The organism is Streptomyces luteolus, from assembly GCF_029968015.1.
Taxonomy (GTDB): Bacteria; Actinomycetota; Actinomycetes; order Streptomycetales; family Streptomycetaceae; genus Streptomyces; species Streptomyces luteolus.
Map to the genome: position 1 here is coordinate 163,558 of NZ_JASCIS010000010.1, position 20,125 is coordinate 183,682.

Annotated in this window: 16 protein-coding genes and 1 pseudogene; 10 read left to right on the plus strand and 7 right to left on the minus strand. The window is 73.4% G+C overall.

The window, feature by feature from the left end; all coding sequences use genetic code 11:
* Positions 1–32 precede the first annotated feature (32 nt).
* From QIT00_RS12605 to rsgA, 3 genes are all read left to right on the plus strand, one after another.
* Complete coding sequence (locus tag QIT00_RS12605) at positions 33–1,232, plus strand: ROK family protein (protein ID WP_282535289.1); 1,200 nt, start codon at positions 33–35, stop codon at positions 1,230–1,232.
* Between the two features lie 29 nt (positions 1,233–1,261).
* A complete protein-coding gene (locus QIT00_RS12610) occupies positions 1,262–2,155 on the plus strand; it encodes a Gfo/Idh/MocA family protein (protein ID WP_282535290.1) in 894 nt (297 codons plus the stop codon).
* A 459-nt stretch (positions 2,156–2,614) separates the two neighbouring features.
* Complete coding sequence (gene rsgA / locus QIT00_RS12615) at positions 2,615–3,721, plus strand: ribosome small subunit-dependent GTPase A (protein WP_282535291.1); 1,107 nt, start codon at positions 2,615–2,617, stop codon at positions 3,719–3,721.
* 256 nt (positions 3,722–3,977) lie between these two features.
* Here the strand turns inward: rsgA and QIT00_RS12620 are convergent, their stop codons facing one another.
* Positions 3,978–4,502, minus strand: coding sequence for a hypothetical protein (locus tag QIT00_RS12620; protein ID WP_282535292.1), 525 nt, complete (start codon positions 4,500–4,502; stop codon positions 3,978–3,980).
* A gap of 315 nt (positions 4,503–4,817) precedes the next feature.
* Here QIT00_RS12620 and QIT00_RS12625 point away from each other — a divergent pair, with 315 nt between their 5' ends.
* On the plus strand, positions 4,818–6,284 hold the full coding sequence (locus QIT00_RS12625) for a DNA-3-methyladenine glycosylase 2 family protein (RefSeq protein ID WP_282535334.1): 1,467 nt from the start codon (positions 4,818–4,820) through the stop codon (positions 6,282–6,284).
* Positions 6,281–6,766, plus strand: a complete 486-nt coding sequence (locus QIT00_RS12630; protein ID WP_282535293.1) for a methylated-DNA--[protein]-cysteine S-methyltransferase — start codon at positions 6,281–6,283, stop codon at positions 6,764–6,766. Before QIT00_RS12625 ends, QIT00_RS12630 begins: the two co-directional genes overlap by 4 nt.
* Before the next feature lie 110 nt (positions 6,767–6,876).
* Here QIT00_RS12630 and QIT00_RS12635 read toward each other — a convergent pair whose 3' ends face one another.
* Together QIT00_RS12635 and QIT00_RS12640 are read right to left on the minus strand one after the other, a co-directional pair.
* Positions 6,877–7,359: a DUF456 domain-containing protein gene (locus tag QIT00_RS12635; protein ID WP_282535294.1), complete on the minus strand. Its 483-nt coding sequence runs from the start codon at positions 7,357–7,359 to the stop codon at positions 6,877–6,879.
* Positions 7,360–7,399: 40 nt separating this feature from the next.
* A pseudogene (locus tag QIT00_RS12640) lies at positions 7,400–8,377 on the minus strand (helix-turn-helix domain-containing protein); the annotation flags it as partial.
* A gap of 573 nt (positions 8,378–8,950) precedes the next feature.
* On the opposite strand from QIT00_RS12640, the gene QIT00_RS12645 reads away from it, so the two are divergent.
* The 3 genes from QIT00_RS12645 to QIT00_RS12655 all read left to right on the plus strand — a co-directional run bounded on the left by QIT00_RS12645 (position 8,951) and on the right by QIT00_RS12655 (position 12,998).
* Positions 8,951–10,480 (plus strand): protein phosphatase 2C domain-containing protein, encoded by a 1,530-nt coding sequence (locus QIT00_RS12645; protein WP_282535295.1) that lies wholly within the window; start codon positions 8,951–8,953, stop codon positions 10,478–10,480.
* 202 nt (positions 10,481–10,682) lie between these two features.
* Positions 10,683–12,425, plus strand: coding sequence for a pyruvate dehydrogenase (locus tag QIT00_RS12650; RefSeq protein ID WP_282535296.1), 1,743 nt, complete (start codon positions 10,683–10,685; stop codon positions 12,423–12,425).
* A gap of 126 nt (positions 12,426–12,551) precedes the next feature.
* Positions 12,552–12,998 (plus strand): ATP-binding protein, encoded by a 447-nt coding sequence (locus tag QIT00_RS12655; protein ID WP_282535297.1) that lies wholly within the window; start codon positions 12,552–12,554, stop codon positions 12,996–12,998.
* A 38-nt stretch (positions 12,999–13,036) separates the two neighbouring features.
* On the opposite strand, the gene QIT00_RS12660 is transcribed toward QIT00_RS12655, so the two are convergent.
* On the minus strand, positions 13,037–14,185 hold the full coding sequence (locus QIT00_RS12660; RefSeq protein WP_282535298.1) for a DUF2637 domain-containing protein: 1,149 nt from the start codon (positions 14,183–14,185) through the stop codon (positions 13,037–13,039).
* 415 nt (positions 14,186–14,600) lie between these two features.
* Here QIT00_RS12660 and QIT00_RS12665 point away from each other — a divergent pair, with 415 nt between their 5' ends.
* Positions 14,601–16,163, plus strand: a complete 1,563-nt coding sequence (locus tag QIT00_RS12665; RefSeq protein ID WP_282535299.1) for an MFS transporter — start codon at positions 14,601–14,603, stop codon at positions 16,161–16,163.
* A gap of 52 nt (positions 16,164–16,215) precedes the next feature.
* Here the strand turns inward: QIT00_RS12665 and QIT00_RS12670 are convergent, their stop codons facing one another.
* Positions 16,216–17,079, minus strand: coding sequence for a (2Fe-2S)-binding protein (locus tag QIT00_RS12670; RefSeq protein WP_282535300.1), 864 nt, complete (start codon positions 17,077–17,079; stop codon positions 16,216–16,218).
* Positions 17,080–17,250: 171 nt separating this feature from the next.
* Between QIT00_RS12670 and QIT00_RS12675 the strand changes: the two genes are divergently transcribed.
* A complete protein-coding gene (locus tag QIT00_RS12675) occupies positions 17,251–17,976 on the plus strand; it encodes a GntR family transcriptional regulator (RefSeq protein ID WP_408909765.1) in 726 nt (241 codons plus the stop codon).
* Positions 17,977–18,088: 112 nt separating this feature from the next.
* Here the strand turns inward: QIT00_RS12675 and QIT00_RS12680 are convergent, their stop codons facing one another.
* A complete protein-coding gene (locus QIT00_RS12680; RefSeq protein ID WP_282535302.1) occupies positions 18,089–18,859 on the minus strand; it encodes an SDR family NAD(P)-dependent oxidoreductase in 771 nt (256 codons plus the stop codon).
* Positions 18,860–18,923: 64 nt separating this feature from the next.
* Positions 18,924–19,733 carry a hypothetical protein gene (locus tag QIT00_RS12685; protein WP_408909763.1) on the minus strand — a complete coding sequence of 270 codons (810 nt, stop codon included), beginning with the start codon at positions 19,731–19,733 and terminating at the stop codon, positions 18,924–18,926.
* Between the last annotated feature and the right edge of the window lie 392 nt (positions 19,734–20,125).

Here is a 20,125-nt window from a genome sequence, read left to right on the forward strand (position 1 = left end):
ACCGGACCCGCACGGAAACAGGGGGAGTTCCCATGTCGACGAACCAGGCGAGCGCCGGGCACCTGCTGCAGCTCATCCGCTCCGGCACGGCCACCACGCGAGGCGAACTCCAGCGCGCCACCGGCCTGTCCAGGTCCACGGTGGGCGCCCGGCTCGACCAGCTCTTCGGCGCGGGCTGGCTGCGCGACACCGTGGGCGCCTCCACCGGTGGACGCCCCTCGGCCCGGATCGAGTTCGACCCGGAGCACCGCGCGGTGATCGCCGTCGACCTGGAGACCCGGCACGCGCGGGCCGCAGTGCTCGACCTCGCGGGCACGGTGCTCGCCGAGCACAGCGGCCCCGTCCTGGTCGCCGACGGACCCGACTCGGTACTCGACACGCTCGCCCGCTGGTTCCCCGACCTGCTCGACGCGGCCGGGGTCGCCCCCGAGAAGGTCCTCGGCATCGGCCTTTCGGTGCCCGGCCCCGTCGACTGGGAGGCCGGCCGGGTGGTCCAGCCGCCGATCATGCCGGGCTGGGACGCGTACCCGCTGCGCGAACGCCTCCAGGAGGCCTACGCCACCCATGTCGGCCCCTCGGCGGAGCCCGGCCCCGTGCCCGTACTCGTCGACAACGACGCCAACTTGATGGCGTACGCCGAACAGCGCGCCGCCCACCCCGACTGCTCCGCCTTCGTCCTGATCAAGGCGTCCACCGGCATCGGCGCGGGCGTCGTCGTGGACGGCGAGGTCTACCGCGGCATCGACGGCGGCGCCGGCGACATCGGCCACATCCGGCTGCACGACGCACCCGACGCCCTGTGCATGTGCGGCTCGTACGGCTGCCTGGCCGCCGTCGCCAGCGGGCGGGCGCTCGCCGCCGAGCTGAGCGCACTCGGCGTCGAGACCACCTCGGGGTCGGACGTCCGCGCCCATCTGACGGCGGGCCAACCCGACGCCGTACGCCTGGCGCGCGAGGCGGGCCGACGCGTCGGCGAGGTCCTCGTCACCGTCGTGACCCTGCTCAACCCCGGCGTGCTCATGCTCGCCGGCGACCTGGCGGGCACCCCGTTCATGACCGGCGTACGCGAACTGCTCTACCTGCGCGCGATGCCCCGCACCACCGCCAACCTCCAGGTCGTCACGGCGCACCTCGGCGAGAGCGCGGCGCTCGTGGGCGCCGCGGCCATGGTCGTCGAGTACCTGTACGCCCCCGACCCCGCCGACGCCCGCCTGGCCGCCCTGGCCTCGTGAACCGTCCGGCTCCCTCCCGGAGAACTCCTGTGAGCCCTTGCGACACCTCGTACGACAACCCCGTACGCGTCGGACTCGTCGGCGCCGGGCCCTGGGCGCGCGCCATGCACGCGCGCACCCTCGCCGCCGGGCCCGAGACCCGGCTGACGGCCGTGTGGGCGCGGCGCCAGGAGGCGGCGGCGGAGGTCGCCGCCGACCACGGCGCGGCAGCGGCCGCCACCTTCGACGAACTCCTCGACCGCTGCGAGGCGGTGGCGTTCGCCGTACCGCCCGCCGTGCAGGCCGAGCTCGCGGTGCGCGCGGCGAAGGCGGGCAAGGCGCTGCTCCTGGAGAAGCCGCTCGGCCCGGACCTGGCCTCCGCCCGCCGCGTCACCGAGGCGATCGAGGACGCGGGCGTGGTCAGCCAGCTCGTCCTCACCAAGCGCTACCACCCCGCGACCCGTGAATTCCTCGCCCGCGCCGCCCGGTTGGAGGTCACCGGGGCCCGCTCCTGCTACCTCCACGGCGCGTTCCTCGGCGGCGACTTCGCGACGGCCTGGCGTCTGGAGCATGGCGCGCTCCTCGACCTCGGCCCGCACCTGCTCGACCTCCTCGACGCCGCCGTCGGCCCGATCGTTTCGGTGCGCGGCACCGGCGACCCGCGCCGCTGGATCGAGCTGACCTGCGAACACGAGAACGGGGCCGTCAGCCAGGCCTCCCTGTCCGGCACGGTCCGCCTCCCCAAGGCCCGTACCCGCATCGAACTCCTCGGCCCCGAAGAGGAGTTGGTCTACGACACGGGCTCACTCGACCACGAGGAGTGCTGGCCGGTTCTGCGCGCCGAGTTCGCGGCGGCCGTGCGCGCGGGGGCGAGCGGCCCGATCGACGCGCGGCGCGGGCTGCGCCTGCAAGAGCTGCTCGACCAGGCGGTGGCGGGAGGCTGAGCTGGTCTGCTTGCCGCGCCCCGGAACGCCCGGGGCCAGGGCGGAGCCCAGCTCGGTCAGGTCGCCCCGGGTCAGGGCACCCGCCTCCAGGGCGTGGACGATCTCGCCGGACTCCTCCAGGATCGCGCCGAGTTCGTCGATGACGACGGTGCTCCCGGCGATCGGCCGGTCCCTCTCCTGCCCGAGCCCCGCCCGGATGATTTCCCTCGCCCTCGCGGCGGAAAAACCGTTGGCGCGGGGGCAAGGGGGGTTTCTATCCTTGGGGTTGTTCCGAGGGGCCGCCTCCAGGTGGCCCCCACCGGCTGTGTGGACCAGGAGGTGTGACTGATGGCTGTCGTTGCGGCGGGTGCTGCCCGCGTTCAGGAGTTCATCAATGCCGCCCCCGTGGTCACCGGCTGAACCACCCACTGACACCGCACCGTTCGTGCGCAGCCGGGGCCACCCTGTGAAGGGTTCCCCTTGACTCTCTCTTCAGCTCGTTCCGCCCTGTCGCACCCGCTCTCCCCGTACGGCTGGGACGCCGCCCGGGAGGACGAGTTCGTCCCGTACGCCGAGCGGGGTCTCGTGCCCGGTCGGGTCGTGCGGGTCGATCGCGGCCAGTGCGATGTCGTCACCGCGGCCGGGACCGTGCGTGCCGACACCGAGTTCGTCGTGCCGCGCGACCCCGCCAAGGTCGTGTGCACCGGCGACTGGGCCGCCGTCGACCCGGACGGCGGCGACCCGGGGTACGTCCGTGCGCTCCTGGAGCGGCGCACCGCGTTCCTGCGCAACACCTCGTCCAAGCGGTCCGAGGGCCAGATCCTCGCCGCCAACGTCGACCACGCCGTGATCGCGGTCTCCCTGGCCGTCGAGCTGGACCTGGGCCGGATCGAACGGTTCCTCGCGCTCGCCTGGGAGTCCGGGGCCCAGCCGGTCGTCGTGCTCACCAAGGCCGACCTGGTGCCGGACCCCGTCACGCGCGGGCATCTCGTCGCCGACGTCGAGTCCGCCTCGCCCGGCGTGCAGGTGCTGCCCGTCAGCGCCACCGAGGGCGACGGCACCGAAGTGCTCGCGGCCGTCGTCGCGGGCGGCACCAGCGTGCTGCTCGGCCAGTCCGGCGCCGGGAAGTCCACGCTGGCCAACGCCCTGCTCGGGGCGGACGTGATGACGGTGCAGGCCGCCCGTGACGTCGACGGGAAGGGCCGGCACACCACGACCACGCGGAATCTGCTCGTCCTGCCCGGCGGGGGCGTGCTGATCGACACCCCCGGGCTGCGCGGCGTGGGCCTGTGGGACGCCGAGTCGGGCGTCGGGCAGGTCTTCGCGGAGATCGAGGAACTGGCCGCCGACTGCCGGTTCCAGGACTGCGCGCACGAGGCGGAGCCGGGCTGCGCGGTGCTCGCGGCGCTCGACGACGGCACGCTGTCGGACCGGCGGCTGCACAGCTACCGCAAGCTGCTGCGCGAGAACCGGCGGATCGTCGCCAAGACGGACGCCCGGATGCGCGGCGAGATCCGCCGCGAGTGGCGCGTCAAGCAGGCGCAGGGCCGTGCCGCGATGGAGGCCAAGCGCGGCCGCAGGCACTGACGGCGCGGAAGGCTTTCCGGTACGGGCGCGAAACCCGTACCGGAAGGACTTTCGGGTACGGGCACGAACCCGTACCGGAAGGACTTCGAGTACGGGGCGCGAAACCTGTACCGGAAGGACTTCGAGTACGGGGCGCGAAACCCGTACCCGAAGGGGCCGGTGCCTGGCCGGGCACCGGGGAGAGGGCCCGTCGGCCGGCTGTGGCGGCCTGGCCGGCGGGCCCGTTTCACTTCTCCTGGAACGCGTTACCGGGCGGCTACTGGACGAAGCGGTAGCTGTGCCAGGCGTCGGCCTCCGGCGCGATGTCGCCGGTGCGCTTGCTGCCGAGGTACTTGGACTCGCCGGTGCAGTCCGTGCCCACGTACACGGTCATGTCCGTCATCGTGTGGTTCTCGACCTTGCCCGCGCCGCCCTTCATCACGTGGCAGCCCTTGATGCTCGGGTTGGTCTCGGAGACGCCCTCGGCCTCCTCGCCGTGGCCGCCCGCAGCGGCAGCCTCCTCGCCGTGACCGCCGGCGCCGCCCTCGGCCTCCTCGCCGTGGCCCTCCTGCGCGGCCTCCTCGCCGTGACCGGCCTGCTCGTCCTTCGCGGCCTCGCCGTGGCCACCCTCACCGGCTTCGCCGTGGCCCTCGGCCGGAGCGGCGGCGACGGGCGTGTACGTCACGACGCCGACCGCGGCCTGGTCCTCGAAACCGCAGGCGGTGGCGGAGAGGGCGAGGAGCGCGGTGCCCGCGCAGAGGGCGGCGAGACGGCGCCGCTGGGGGCGGACGGAAGCAGACATGGCAGGTCCTGTTCTGGCAACGACTGACAACGGCTGGCAAGGCTGGTACTCACCGGCAAGGTCCGGTACTCAGCGGCACTCAGTGTCGCCCACCGGCCTCGCCCGCACGCGCGCGGGGTCGGTGGGCAGGGACCACGGGCGACGGCGCCCCGGTGAGTCTGCGCCACTTTGCCCGGTCACTTTGCCCGCTCTTTACGTCAAAAGCAAAGTCGGATCAACGCACCGACACCCCCGAACCAACGCACCCGTACCCCGAACGTCGTGTCCGAATACCGCCAGCCGCCGTGTGAGGCCGAGGCGCACACTGGACCCGTGATCGATGAAGAGACCGGATACGAGGCGGTGCGCAGCCGCGATGCCCGCTTCGACGGGGAGTTCTTCTTCGCCGTCGAGACCACCGGCATCTACTGCCGGCCCAGCTGCCCCGCCGTCACCCCGAAGCGGAAGAACGTCCACTTCTACCCGACGGCCGCAGCCGCCCAGGGCCAGGGCTACCGCGCCTGCCGCCGCTGCCGCCCCGACGCGGTCCCCGGCTCCGCCGAGTGGAACGTACGGGCCGACGTCGTGGGCCGCGCCATGCGCATGATCGGCGACGGCGTCGTGGACCGCGAAGGCGTTCCCGGCCTCGCCCTGCGGCTCGGCTACAGCGCGCGGCAGGTGCAGCGCCAGCTCACCGCCGAGGTGGGCGCGGGCCCGGTCGCGCTCGCCCGCGCGCAGCGCGCGCACACCGCGCGGCTGCTGCTGCAGACGACGCGGCTGCCCGTCACCGACATCGCGTTCGCGGCGGGCTTCGCGAGCGTGCGGCAGTTCAACGAGACGATCCGGCAGATCTACGCCCGCACCCCCACCGCCCTGCGCGCCGAGGCGGCCACGAAGCTGCCGCCCGCCCCGGCGGCCCCGGCGGACGTACCGCCCGCCGATGGCCCCGGCCACCTCGCCGGTGTGCCGTTGCGCCTCGCGTACCGCGAGCCGTACCACCGCCCGGCGATCTTCGAGCGGCTCGCGGCCGAAGTGGTCGCCGGCATCGAGGAGTTGACCGGCCCGCCGGGCGCCCGCACCTACCGGCGTACGCTGCGGCTCCCGCACGGCCAGGGCATCGTCGCCGTCGACGAGGCGGCGGCCGGGCCCTGGTTCGACGCCCGGCTGCACCTCACCGACCTGCGCGACCTGACCACCGCCGTGCAGCGCCTGCGCCGCCTGTTCGACCTCGACGCCGACCCGCAGGCCGTCGACGAACGCCTCGGCGCCGAACCCGAGCTCGCCGCGCTCGTCGCCGCCCGCCCCGGCCTTCGCTCGCCGGGCGCCGCCGACGCGGAGGAGTGCGCCGTCCGCGCGGTCGTCGGGAGTGCGGAGGCCGCGCGGCTTGTCGCCGAGCACGGTCGGCCGCTCGATGTGCCTTGTGGGGCGCTCACCCATGTCTTCCCCGAGCCGAAGGTGCTCGCGGCACACCTGCCGCTGGCGGCCGCGCTTGAGGACGGTTCCGTACGCCTCGACACCGGCGCCGACCGCGACGACGCCGAGCAGGCGCTGCGCGCGGTGCCCGGGGTGGACGCGGCCACGGCGGCCTACATCCGGATGCGCGCCCTCGGCGACCCCGACGTGGCCGTGCCGGGCCGCCCGGCCCGCGACGCCTGGCGCCCGTGGCGCTCGTACGCCCTCCAACACCTGTGGGCCGACGGAGAGTCGCAGCCGGTCCCCGACCGCACACCCATCCCGACTCCTGCTTCCGCTTCCACTTCAGCCTCCGCTTCCGCCTTCACCTCCGACCTGGAGCAGCCGTGACGACCACGTACTACACCACCTTCGACAGCCCGCTCGGCGAGCTGCTTCTCACCGGGGACGGCTCGGGCGCGCTCAGCTCGCTCTCCGTCCCCGGCCAGAAGGGCGGCCGCACGGTCCAGGCGGACTGGCGCCGCGACCCCGCCGCGTTCACCGAGGCGACAGAGCAGCTGCGGGCCTACTTCGCCGGGGAGTTGAAGGAGTTCCACCTGACGTTCCGCACCGAGGGCACGGAGTTCAGGGAGCGCGTGTGGGCGGCCCTGGAGGCGGTCCCGTACGGCGCCACGACCAGCTACGGCGCACTCGCGGCCACGATCGGAGCCTCCCGCGCCGCGGTTCGGGCGGTCGGCGGAGCCATCGGGGCCAACCCCCTCCTGATCGTCCGCCCCTGCCACCGCGTCATCGGCGCGGACGGGTCGCTCACGGGGTACGCGGGCGGCCTGGAGCGGAAGCGGCAGCTGCTCGGCCTTGAGGGCGTGCTCTGATCCGTGCCGGACGTACGGAGCGGGGACCCGTGCCGGACGTACGGAGCGGGAACCCGTGCCGGACGTACGGAGCGGGAGCCGGGTCCTCCGACGGGCGGGGGACTTGGACCTCAGCCCCAGATCAGCACCCCCACCCACGCCCCCACGCTCAGCAGGCACGCGAAGAGTTCCACCAGGACGCTCGTGCCGATGGCCCGCATCGCCGCACGGGTCGACGACCAGGCCGCGCCGTGGCTGCCGAGGCGGAGGCGTTCCGTGAGGTAGACGCCGCCGATGAAGCCCGGCACCGAGCCGATCACCGGGACGACGACGAACCCCACCAGCGCGCCGAGGCCCGCGCACACCACCATGCGGCGGGTGATGCCCACGCCCTGGATGCGGCGCTGGGGCAGCCGCCAGCGGATCGCTTGCTGCAGGAGCAGCAGGGCCGTCGCCCCGACGAGCAGGCCCCAAGCCACCCCCGACTGGTCGAGCAGCGCCCACCACGCCACCCCGCCCCACACCAGGAGCGATCCGGGCACGCCCGGGATCAGCACGCCGCAGAGGCCGAGCAGCAGCACCGCCCCGACCAGCAGCAGCTCCCACACGCCCATCTGCCCAGCGTGCAGGACTACCGGGCGCTCCGCCCCCGGACCCCCGCTCGTACGCATGCCACCCCAGCTGCAGCCGCGTCGTCACGCCCGCCAATCCCATGAGGCCCTTCACGCGGCGCTGGACCGTGCGCAGGCCGAGGTCGAGCTGCTTGGCGACGCTGGCGTCGGTCAGGCCGGCCAGGAGCAGGGAGAGGATCTCCAGGTCCGTGCCGTCGGGTTCGCCCGGGCCGGTCTCCGTGACCGTGCCGCCCTCGCCCAGGCGCAGCGGCAGCGCCTGCTCCCACACCGCCTCGAAGAGGCCGGTCAGCGATTCGAGGAGCCCGCTCGCGTGCACGACAAGCGCGGCCGGTTCGGACGGGCGGCCGGCCGTACGGGACGTCAGCGGCACCATCGCGAGCTGACCGTCGGCCACCACCAGCTTCGTGGGGACCCGGTCGACGATCCGGACCTGCTCGTCCCGGCCGAGCGCCGCCGACATCTCCAGCAGTCCGTTCGGCAGCGAGAGCACGTCCCGCTCCACCACCACGCGGTACCGCACGCCGCGCTCCGCCGCCTGCTCCTCGGCATCGTTGTCAGTCCCGGCCACGACGGCCGGGCGACCGGTGACCAGGGCGCACACCTCGCGGCTCGCGCCCAGCTGGAGTTGCAGGAAGCGCTGGGCGACGGCGCCCGCGCCGGTCACCACCTCGACCAGGTCGTGCGCGCTGGGCTCGGTGGCCTGTGCGCGGTACTCCTCCGCGAGGAGGACCGCCGCCAGCTCCGCCTGCTCCAGCTCGTGCCGCTGCTGCGTGAGGAGCGCCCCGAGCGCCACCCCGGGCGGGGCCGCCACCCAGCGGCCGGCCCGCGCCGAGGACTGCGCCGCGAGCCCCTGCTGTTCGAGCCGGCGCACCGCCCGCTCCGTGTCGCTCTCCCCGAGCCCGATCCTGGCGGCGAGGTCGGCCACCTCGGCGGCACCGAGCGACACCAGCGCGCGGTACGCCGACTCCTGCACGTCGTCCAGACCTATGGCACCCAACATGGGCCGCTGCCCCTCCCCACTGCCGTAACTGCCGTAACTGCCGTAACTGCCGTAACTGCCGTAACTGCCGTACGACGACCGGTCGTACGACGATCGGCCGCTCGGTCACCCCTGAGCCGGGCCCCGCGAAAGGGTTCCGGCGCTGCTCGGCGGCGCGCCCCCCCCCGCGTGGCGGAAACCGGCCACGGCGCAAACCCGCCGCCCAACATCATCCCCGTACCCCCCACCTCTCTGCCAAGGTGTCGCCACCGGTTGCCGGAGCCGGGGGCGGCTCCAAGGAGCGCAGGCCAGGGGGGTGTCCGGCAGAAACCGGCGGCGTGTGTGGCCCGCCCGCCGCGATCCGGGCGCATCCGTGCCCCCGGGTCTCACCGTGCGGCGGCGCGCGGCCACCACGACCGACCGGCCCGCCGGGCGTCCTTCCCGTGGGGGGTGGGGCCGCCCGGCGGGTCTCTTTCGTACGCATGTGCCCCATGGCGTACGGGAGTTGACCCGGACCGTCGGATCGGTGCCCGCCGCGGCGGTATTTCCGTCAAGCGCCGTTTTCGGGGCGCCCGTCCTGTGGACAATAAGGGCATGAGCCAGCAGGGGGACAGGCAGAGAGGCAACTCCGGCCAGGGCGACGACTGGTGGGGTCAGCTGTACGACGAGGCCACCGAGGACACCGGTCCCGCCCCGGCCCCGGACACCCTGGACGACCGCTTCGCCTCCGCCACGGACACGCTCGGCGGCGGTAGGGAGCGGCTGACCTCGCACCCGTCCGACGGGACCGGCACGGCACGTCCCGCACCCGCATCCGCATCCGCATCCGCACCCGCATCCGCACCCGCATCCGCACCCGCACCCGGCGCGGCGGGCGCCCTCGCGCCAAGGCCGCCCGCCGCCGACGCCGTGCCGTACGCGCCGCTGCGCGCCCCGTGGGAACCCCCGGCGGACCCCGCGGCGGGCCCGGCGCCCGCGCCCGTGCCGACCACGTTCGGCCCGGCCCGCCGCGACACCGAACCGTCTCCCGAACCTCCGGCGATCCCGGGCCCGGGCCTGGAAGACCACCCGGACCCGGACACACCCGCCGCCCCTCCCGCCATCGGCGTCCCCGCCGCCCGTACCGCGCCCGATGCCGCCGTACGGCCGGGAGTCGCGTACGTCGGGGACGGGCCGCCGACGTACGAGGCCGACCCCACCGCGCTGCCGCCCGCCGACCCCGACGCCCTCGCCGGGCTCGTCGCGGACACCGTGCTCGACGGCGCCCGGTACGGCACGTGCACGCTGCGCGCCGCGTCCGTACGCGGCGACTCCGCCCGCTACCGCGGCGAGCCGCGCCGCGACGCCCTGCTCACGGCCCGCTTCGGCAGCGGCGACGGCGGGCTCGTCCTCGTCGCCCTCGCCACCGGCGCCCGTACCGCGCCCGCCGCGCACCTCGCCGCCGCCGACGCCTGCCAGTGGATCGGCCGCGCCGTGGGCCGCAGCCACGCCCGGCTCGCCGACGACATCCGCGCGGGCCGCCGCGGCGACCTCAAGTCCGGGCTGCACCGGCTCACCGCCCGCAGCCTCGGCAAGCTCCGCGCGGCCGCCGCCGAACAGGGCCTTGAGCCCGAGGAGTACAGCGCGACGACGCTGCGCTGTCTGCTCGTACCGGCCGATCCCGAGTGCCGCACGCGGGTGTACTTCGGCGTTGGCGGAGGCGGCCTCTTCCGGCTCAGGGACGGGTCCTGGACGGACATCGAGCCGCAGGTCACGGAGGTGGTCGGGGAAGCGGTGGTCGGCTTCGGCTCGCTGCGGTCCGCGCCCGAGGAGTCCGCGGAGGGGGACCGGCTCACCATGGACCTCGGCATCGCGACACCGCCGAGCCCGTACCAGCGGGCGGTACGTCCGGCGCCCGAGCCCTTCCGCTTCCGGGCCTCCGTGGCCCGCCCCGGAGACCGGCTGCTGCTGTGCAGCGGGGGCCTCGCGGAACCCCTGCGCGGGGAGCCCGCCCTCGCCGCGCACCTCCTCCACCACTGGTCCGCCCCCGAGCCGCCCGGGCTCACGGAGTTCCTCGCGGACGTACAGGTCCGGGCAAAGGGGTACGCGGACGACCGCACGGCCTGCGGGTTGTGGGAGGCCTGAACTGTCCTCAATCGCCGGAGGGGCTCAAAATTGAGCCCAGACCGGCAAAAATCAGCCCCTCCGGCGCTTGAGGAGCGGGGTCCGGGGCGGAGCCCCGAAGCTGCCGCAGGCTATCGGGAAGGGGCGGGGAGGGGACTACAACAGGCGCGCCCCCGCCCACCGTGAGTGGATGAACGCACCAGCCACGCAGAAAGGTGCACCCATGCCCAAGCAGAACGTCGCCGAGCAGTTCGTCGACATCCTCGTCCGCGCGGGCGTGCGGCGCCTGTACGGAGTCGTCGGGGACAGCCTCAACCCGGTCGTCGACGCCATCCGCCGCACCGGCGACATCGACTGGGTCCAGGTGCGGCACGAGGAGACCGCCGCCTTCGCCGCGGGCGCGGAAGCCCAGATCACCGGCAAGCTCGCCGCCTGCGCGGGCTCCTGCGGCCCCGGCAACCTGCACCTCATCAACGGCCTGTACGACGCGCACCGCTCCATGGCCCCGGTCCTCGCCCTCGCCTCGCAGATCCCGTCGAGCGAGATCGGCCTCAGCTTCTTCCAGGAGACCCACCCCGACCGGCTGTTCCGCGAGTGCAGCCACTACAGCGAGCTGATCTCCAGCCCGAAGCAGATGCCCCGGCTGCTGCAGACCGCGATCCAGCACGCCGTCGGCCAGGGCGGCGTCAGCGTCGTGGCGCTCCCGGGCGACGTGGCGTCCGAGCCCGCCCCGGAGAAGGCCCCCGAGCAGGCCCTCGTCACCGAGCGGCCCAGCGTGCGCCCTGGTGATTCGGAGATCGACAAGCTGGTCGACCTGATCGACGAGGCCGACCGCATCACCCTCTTCTGCGGCAGCGGTACCGCCGGCGCGCACCAGGAGGTCATGGAGTTCGCCGAGGCCGTCAAGTCCCCGGTGGGGCACGCGCTGCGCGGCAAGGAGTGGATCCAGTACGACAACCCGTACGACGTCGGCATGAGCGGACTGCTCGGCTACGGTGCCGCGTACGAGGCCACCCACGAGTGCGATCTGCTGATCCTGCTCGGCACGGACTTCCCGTACAACGCGTTCCTGCCCGACGACGTGAAGATCGTCCAGGTCGATGTGCGCCCCCAGCACCTCGGCCGGCGCTCGAAGCTGGACCTCGCGGTGTGGGGCGACGTACGCGAGACGCTGCGCTGTCTGACACCCCGGGTGAGGCCGAAGTCGGACCGGCGGTTCCTCGACAAGATGCTGAAGAAGCACGCCGAGGCGCTGGAGGGGGTCGTCAAGGCGTACACCCGCAAGGTCGAGAAGCACGTCCCGATCCACCCCGAGTACGTGGCGTCCGTCCTGGACGAACTGGCCGACGACGACGCGGTGTTCACCGTCGACACCGGCATGTGCAATGTGTGGGCGGCCCGCTATCTCTCGCCCAACGGGAAGCGCCGCGTCATCGGCTCGTTCTCGCACGGCTCGATGGCGAACGCGCTGCCGCAGGCCATCGGCGCCCAGTTCGTGGACCGCGGCCGGCAGGTCGTGTCGATGTCCGGCGACGGCGGCTTCTCGATGCTGATGGGCGACTTCCTCACCCTCGTCCAGCACGACCTGCCGGTGAAGGTCGTGCTGTTCAACAACTCCTCGCTCGGCATGGTCGAGTTGGAGATGCTGGTGGCCGGACTCCCCTCGTACGGCACCGGGAACAACAACCCGGACTTCGCGGCCGTGGCGCGGGCCTGCGGGGCGTACGGCGTACGGGTGGAGAAGCCCAAGCAGCTCGCGGGCGCGCTGAAGGACGCCTTCAGGCACAAGGGTCCGGCGCTGGTGGATGTGGTGACCGATCCCAACGCGCTGTCGATCCCGCCGAAGATCAGCGCCGAGATGGTGACGGGGTTCGCCCTCTCGGCGAGCAAGATCGTGCTCGACGGCGGAGTGGGGCGGATGCTGCAGATGGCACGGTCCAACCTGCGCAACGTACCGCGTCTTTAGGCCCCCGCCACAGTGCGGGGAATCGACAGGCGTGCCGCTTTCCGGGCGGGGGCATGCATCACCGTGTACGTGTTCGACGTGAGATGTCCATGAAGGGGAAGAGCCGACAGCCTACGGGCGGGGGTCATGACAAGCCACGCACAAGAAAGCACGGTCGGGCCAGGGAGCAGCGCCACGGCGGTGGGGGATCCGGCGCGGCTGCACCGCAGACTGGGGCGCGCGGACCTGCGGGAGGTGTCCGAAGTCCGGCGCGCGCTGCGGGAGTTGCTGCTGCACTGGGGCAAGCCGGAGCGCACGGACGTGGCCGAGCTGCTCACCAGCGAGATCGTCACCAACGCACTGGTGCACACCGACGACGACGCGGTCCTGACCGCCACGGTGCGCGCGCACCGGCTGCGGGTCGAGGTCAGGGACTTCGTCAGGAACAGGCCGACACCGCGGGTACCGCACGCCGACGACGGTACGGGCGGCAGAGGCCTGCTCCTCGTCCAGTCACTGGCCGACTCCTGGGGCGTGCGCACCCAGGACGGCGGAAAGGCGGTGTGGTTCGAGCTGGACGGAGGGCTCGCCTGAACCCTCCGCCCACGCAAGGATGAGACCCGCGCGCACACTCAACCGAACTGCTGCTCCAGGTCCTTGAGCTTCTGCTCAAGGGAGTCGAGGCGCGGCAGCGTCTGCGCGTCGTCCTCCACGGTGAGGTCGGCGGGCTCCGCGGCCGCGCCCGCCTCAGCCCCGTTCACCGCCTGCATCGAGGGTCTGGATCGTACGGGCAGCTGTTCCGCCGCTATGGCAGGGTCCGGGCCGCCCGCCTGCCCGCTCTGCGTGCTCTGGCCGACCCGCTCGCCCGAGCCCGCCGCCACCGCGGGCGGCTGGCTCTGCGCGGGGAGCACGGCCTGCGGGGTCTGGCCGGTGAGCGCGGCGGCCTGGGGCTGCGGCTCGCGGGTGTCGAGCCGGCCGATCTTGCCCGTCAGGGTCCGCTGGCCCCGGCTGACCGCCTTGAGGTGGGCCCGCTCCAGCTTCTCCTGCTCGCGCCGGTGCTGCCGGTTCTCCGTCTTCTGCTTGCGCTCGTCCCGCACTTCCTCGACCGCCTCGTCCAGGCTGCGTACGCCCTCAAGGAGCATCAGCGACCACGCGCCGAAGGTCTCGCGCGGCGCACGCAGCCAGCGCACCACCCGGATCTGCGGCAACGGCCTTGGTACGAGGCCCTGTTCGCGCAGGGCGGCCCGGCGGGTCTGCTTCAGGGCACGGTCGAAGAGGACCGCCGCGCTGAGCGACATGCCGGCGAAGAACTGCGGGGCGCCGTCGTGACCGAGGCCGCGCGGGGCGTGCACCCAGTTGAACCAGGCCGCGGCGCCCGCGAACGTCCACACGAGCAGGCGCGAGCCGAGCGCCGCGTCCCCGTGGCTGGCCTCGCGCACCGCGAGCACCGAGCAGAACATCGCGGCACCGTCCAGGCCGAACGGCACCAGGTACTCCCAGCCCCCGGAGAGGCTGAGGTTCTGCCGTCCGAAGCCCACGAGCCCGTGGAACGACAGGGCCGCGGCCACCGCCGCACAGCAGAAGAGGAGTACGTACGAGGCCGTTCCGTACACGGCCTCCTTGCGCCGACGGCGCTCTTCGCTGCGTTCCCAGGAGTCCTCGGCGGCCGCCTTCTCCCCGGCCCGCTTCCCGCGTGCGACCACCGCCAACGCCGCGAGCAGGCCCAGGAGCAGCACGCCGCCGGGAAGCAGCCAGTCCAGCGATATGTCGGTCATTCTCATCTGGGGTCCCTTGCGTCGCATCAGCGCGTTTCGGCGCCATATTGGCTCAACCGGAAAGTCGCCCAAGCGCTTTCGGGGCAAGAGGGGGAAATGAGGCCGCGGCACGGCGCGGATGGGGGACACGTCCTCGAACTGGCCGTCGAGCGTGCCGAGTTGAGTTCGAAGAGTCAGGTGTGCCGGGGCGGGTGCGAAGGGTGTCGCCGGAGGGTGCGGCGCCGTCGTCCAGCCGGACCGCCCGACCGCCAGGCGCGCCTTGATCGACTCGCGGCGCCGCGGGCCCAGTACTACCGTCGATGGGGTGAGCGCTCCCGTTCACCGCTGACGTCGAGCTGCAAACAACCCCTGAGCTGCAAGCAATCCCTGAGCTGCAAGCAATCCCCGAGCAGCAAGCAATCCCCGAGCAGCAAGCAATCCGATGGCGGACTCCGACTCCACACCCGTGCGGACGGCTGCCGAATCCCCGGAGCGGGGCCGCGGCGGTGGTGTCGCACTCCTCGTCATCGCCTCGTGTCAGCTGATGGTGGTCCTCGACATCACCATCGTGAACATCGCCCTCCCGCACATTCAGACCTCGCTGGACTTCTCCACCGAGAACCTGTCCTGGGTGGTCAGCGCCTACACCCTGACCTTCGGCGGTCTGCTGCTCCTCGGCGGGCGGCTCGGCGACATTCTGGGCCGCCGGAGAGTCTTCACCACCGGCATCCTGATCTTCGTCCTCGCCTCGCTGCTCGGCGGCCTCTCGCAGGAGTCCTGGCAACTGCTCGCGGCGCGCTCGCTGCAGGGCGTCGGCGGTGCCATCGCCTCCCCGACCGCGCTCGCCCTGATCACCACGACGTTCCGCGAAGGCCCTGAGCGGAACCGGGCGTTCGGCGTCTTCGCCGCCGTCTCGGCGGGTGGCAGCGCGATCGGTCTGCTCGCGGGCGGAATGCTCGTGGAGTGGCTCGACTGGCGCTGGGTCCTCTTCGTCAACGTGCCCATCGGCCTGCTGATCGCGCTGGGGACGCCCCGCCACATCCGGGAGTCCGAACGGCACCCGGGCCACTTCGACCTCCTCGGCGCGCTCACCTCCACCGCGGGCATGGTGTCGCTCGTCTACGGCTTCATCCGCGCCGCCTCGGACGGCTGGCGCGACGGGGTGACCCTCGCGGCCTTCGGCGTGGCTGTCGCACTCCTCGCCGTGTTCCTCGCGATCGAACGTCGGTCGAAGCAGCCGATCACGCCCCTGTGGATGTTCCGCGACCGCAACCGCGCGGGCACGTACGGGATGATGCTGAGCCTGGCCGCGGCGATGTTCGGGATGTTCTTCTTCCTGACCCTCTTCGTGCAGAACGTGCTGCACTTCAGCCCGCTACGGGCCGGTCTCGCCTTCCTGCCGGTGAGCGCGATCATCGCGATGGGCGCGGGACTCGCCTCCCAGTTGCTGCCCAGATGGGGGCCGAAGCCCTTCATGGTCGCGGGCGCGACCCTGGCGGCGGTGGGGTTCGGCTGGCTCACGCTGACCGACGTCGACAGCACCTACGCGGGGAGCCTGCTCGGCCCCATGCTGGTCTTCGGCTTCGGCATGGGGATGCAGTTCGTGTCGCTGACGCTGATGGCGGTGTCGGGTGTGGCACCGCAGGAGGCGGGAGCCGCCTCCGGAGTCCTCAACGCCACCCAGCAGGTGGGCGGTTCGCTCGGCCTGTCCATCCTGGTCACGGTCTTCGGTACGGCCAGCCGCAACGAGGCCGCAGATCAGATCCCCCGGTTCATGGCGGAGGCGAGCCCGGCCCAGCGGCTCGCGTTCGAGAGGACCGGGGACCTCCCGGCGCCCTGGGGCGACCGCGTCCTCGCGGCGGGTGTCTCCAGCGCGTTCATCGTCGCCGCCGTCCTCGCGGTCCTCGCCGCCCTGATCGCCCTCCTGGTCATCCAGGTACGAGCCGGCGACCTGGAACGCCTCCAGGGCAACGGTGGCACGCCGTTCGGTTCGTCGGGGAAGTGAGAGCACACGCGGCCCCGGCGATCACCGGTGATGCCGCCGCGGGTCCGCTCGGTCAGCCGGCCGCCGCCGCGGTCAGACGCTCCACGCGCTGCGCGTCGCAGGTGCGCGGGCAGGTGACGCAGGTGTCCTCGGGGCGCAGCGTGTAGAAGAGGCAGCAGCTGGCCCGGTCCCTGGTGGGCAGCGCCTCGCCGTTCGGACCCGTCAGCTCACGGAACGCGGCCGCTCCGACGTACGGCTTCGTGGTGCCCGGAAGGAGCTGCTCCAGCTCCGTCATGGCGCGGTGCTCCTCGCCGAGGAGGTGCGCCACGTACCAGAGGCCCTCGACGATCTCGTCGGTCGCCATGCCCCACAGGGCGCGCGGGCCGCGCCGCATCCGCGGCCGGAAGCCGTCGAGTACCGGACCGAGGTGCTCGGCGACCGCCGCCCGGACCTCTCCGCGCAGCGCCTCCTCGTCGGGCACGACCCGGGCGCCCGGAGAGCCGGCGGCCGGGTCGTCCGGCAGGCAGGCGAAGTCCGTGACGCGCACGGCCATCCGGCCGAGCGAGCGCTGGAAGGTGACATTCGCCACGGGGAACCGCGGCACCCGGCGCAGCAGGAACCACGGCACGGTGATCAACAGGCAGGCCGGCCACGCGTACCGGTGCAGGCCGAAGCTGGCGATGACGTCCGGGCGGGCCTGCTGCTTGTAGTCCCGCAGGATCTGGGCGTTGTCCCACGCGAGGAACGCGTCGAGGTCCGCCCCGCCCTCCGCGAGCCGGGCCGCGGCCACCCAGCCGCCGTCCTGCGGGGCCTGCTCGTCCGCCTGGAGCTCCTGGAACCGCAGCCCCGGAAAGACCTCCGTCAGGCGGGCGTACGCTTCCGCGACGGGCGAGGGGCCCGGTCGTACGGCGCCTGGGGCCAGGGCGGGCAGGAGCATGCGGGACCACCGATTTCTAGCGATCGTTTGCAGGTAAGCCTTACCTTACCCGACCGATCCGAGGTTTGAACTGCGGCCCCACCCGCATAGGCTCCCGCGAGGTGTTGCATGGCCACACCTTTGCGCGCCGACCCGGCGCCCGACCCGTACACCGCACCGAGGAGGACCCGAGTGGAGCAGGCCGGACCGCGGTCCACCGGTCGATCCCCGGTGCCGCACGGGCGCGTACCGGAGCAGGCGCGCGGAGAGGACACCCGGACGGGGGCCGCGCGGCAGGTGCGGCGGCACTCGGTGCGCGGGCAGGTGCTCGACGCGCTGCGCGCGGCGCTCGTGAGCGGTGAGCTGGCGCCCGGCGAGGTGTACTCGGCGCCGGTCCTCGGCGAGCGGTTCGGCGTCTCGGCGACCCCGGTGCGCGAGGCGATGCAGCGGCTCGCCCACGAGGGCGCCGTCGAGGTCGTCCCCAACCGGGGCTTCCGGGTCGCCGAGCGCAGCCCGCGCGAACTGGCCGAACTCGCCGAGATACGGGCCCTGTTGGAGGTTCCGGTGATGCTGCGGCTTGCCCGCAGCGAGCCCGCGGAGCGGTGGTCCGAGCTGCGTCCGCTCGCCGAGGAGACCTCGGTGGCCGCGGCGCGCGGCGACCTCGCGGCCTACGTCGACGCCGACCGCGCCTTCCACCGCGCGATCCTCTCGCTCGACGGCAACCAGCAGCTCCTCCTGATCGCCGACGACCTGCACCGCCGCTCGCAGTGGCCGCTGGTCTCCGGCCCCGTGCACCACCGCCGCGCCGACCTGGTGGCCGACGCGGCGGAGCACACCGCGCTCCTCGACGCCCTGGTGGCCCAGGACCTCGCGGTGGTGGGGGAGTTGGTGCGGGAGCACTTCACCCAGGCGCGGTGAGCCCGACCGCCGTGACTCCCTCAGCCTCCGGCCGGGAGGCGCACCCGGGCACGCTCCGGCAGCGTCAGGCCGGGGGGCCTCGCTCGCCGCACGTCCGATCGGGGACACCGGCCTAGTGGGCGGAGAACCCGCCGTCCACGAACAGTGTCTGACCGTGCACGTAGCGGGCCGCCTCGCTCGCCAGGAACACCGCCGCCCCCGCGCAGTCCTCTGCTTCGCCGTTGCGTCCGGCCAGGGTGCGCGCGGCCAACTCCTCGGCCCGGCCCGGCACTTCGAACGCGGGCTCGCTCAGTGGCGTACGGACGAATCCCGGCGCGATGGCGTTCACGCTCACCCCGTGTGACGCCCAGGCCTCCGCCTGAGAGCGGGTCAGGGCGCAGATCGCGGCCTTGGAGACGCCGTACGCGCCGCTGTTGCCGAAGGCGCGGATCGACTGCTGCGAGGCGAGGTGGACGATACGGCCCCAGCCGCGCTCGGCCATCTTCGGCCCGAAGCGCTGCCCGAGCAGGAACGGGGCGTCGAGGTTGACCGCCATGGTGACGTCCCAGTCCCGCTCGCTCAGCTCGTCGAGCGGGGGCCGCAGGTTGACACCGGCCGAGGTGACGAGGATGTCGGGCTCGCCGTACGCCTCGGCCGCGCGGTCGGCGGCGGCGTGCAGCGCGTCCCGGTCGCCGAGGTTGGCGCTCACCCAACTGGCTTGCAGCCCCAGGGAGTTGATCTCATCGGCGGCTTCCTTCAGCTGCTCTTCCCGACGGGCCATCAGGACGACCCGGGCTCCGGCTCCGGCGAGCGCGTGGGCGATGGCCCGCCCGATACCGGAGCTGCCGCCGGTGACGAGGGCCGTCCGTCCGCCGAGGCCGAAGTGCTGTTCGAGGTAGTTCATGGGGGAGAGTCTGCCCTGCTCGGAGCCTCCCCTGTGCGGCCGCTCACCCCTTGGTCGGCCGCCCTCAGGCCGCCGGTGCGGGTGGGGTCAACCGGGCGGCGAGCCAGGTCGGTACGTTGCCGAGCAGCCGGTAGAGCCGGGCGGCCTCGGCGCGCAGACGGGTGGCCTCGGGCTCCGTCTCGGCCTCGGCGAGCGACGTGAGCGCGGGGGCCGTGCCGACGAGGAAGCCGAGTTCTTCGCGGATCCGGAGCGACTCCGCGAAGCCGTGCCGGGCCTCGGCCAACTCGCCGTCGCGCAGGGCGAGTCCGGCGAGGTGGCGCCAGGTGGAGGAGAGCAGCAGCTGGTCGTCGTTTGCGGTGGCGCCGGCGTGGGCGCGGCGGTAGGCGGCGCGGGCGGCCTGGGGGGAGTCGGCGAGGTGTTCGGCGATCAGGCCGCGCCGGTAGTCGAGCAGGGGGCGGGCCGGGGCGCCCGGTGCGATCAGGGCGGCGGCGCGGCTGAGGGCGACACGGGCCTCGTCGGAACGGTCGCGGACGCCCAGGACCGTTGCGGCGTAGGCGAGTTGACCGCGCTCGCAGGCCGCGGCGCCGCGTTCGTCGTCCGTACCGGCGAGGGCTTCCGCGGCGCGCAGGGCGTCCTCGGCGTCGCTCCAGCCCTGTTCGGTGAAGAGGCAGCGCTCCACGAGGAGTGCGGTGCGCTGGAGTGCGGCGGCTGGGCCGGGGTCGGGTTCGAGCAGGGCCGCCGCGTCGGTCCAGCAGCCTCGGGAGCGCAGGCGCCACACCGCGTTCTGCACTGCGGAGGCCCGGGCGCCGGGGGCGGGGCCGCCGGGTGCGGGTGTGGACACGGAACCAGAACCAGACATGGCGGTGTCCGCCACATTCCCCTCCCCGGAGCGCGTCATTGAGCTGTGGCGTGCATCTCAGCATGGATTGCCGCGGGGCGCCAAGGGGGTAGGTGAAGGAATTCACAAACGGACGGCTTCCGTATCACGGAAAGTCTCTTCCGTCTCGCGGTTCTGGCGGCCCGCTCCGGGGATGTTTCCCCTCCCCGCCCCTTCCCGAAAGACTGCCGTCGGCACGGGGGCCAGCCCCCGGACCCCCGCTCCTCAAACGCCGGAGGGGCTGGTTTTTTAGGGGCGCGGGGCTGTGACATTTGCGGCTCCGCCGCGTGGGCGCGACCAGCCACGACGGCGCGGCAGCCGGACGACGGCAAATCCAGCCCCTCCGGCGCTTGAGGAGCGGGGGTCCGGGGGCGGAGCCCCCAGGGGGC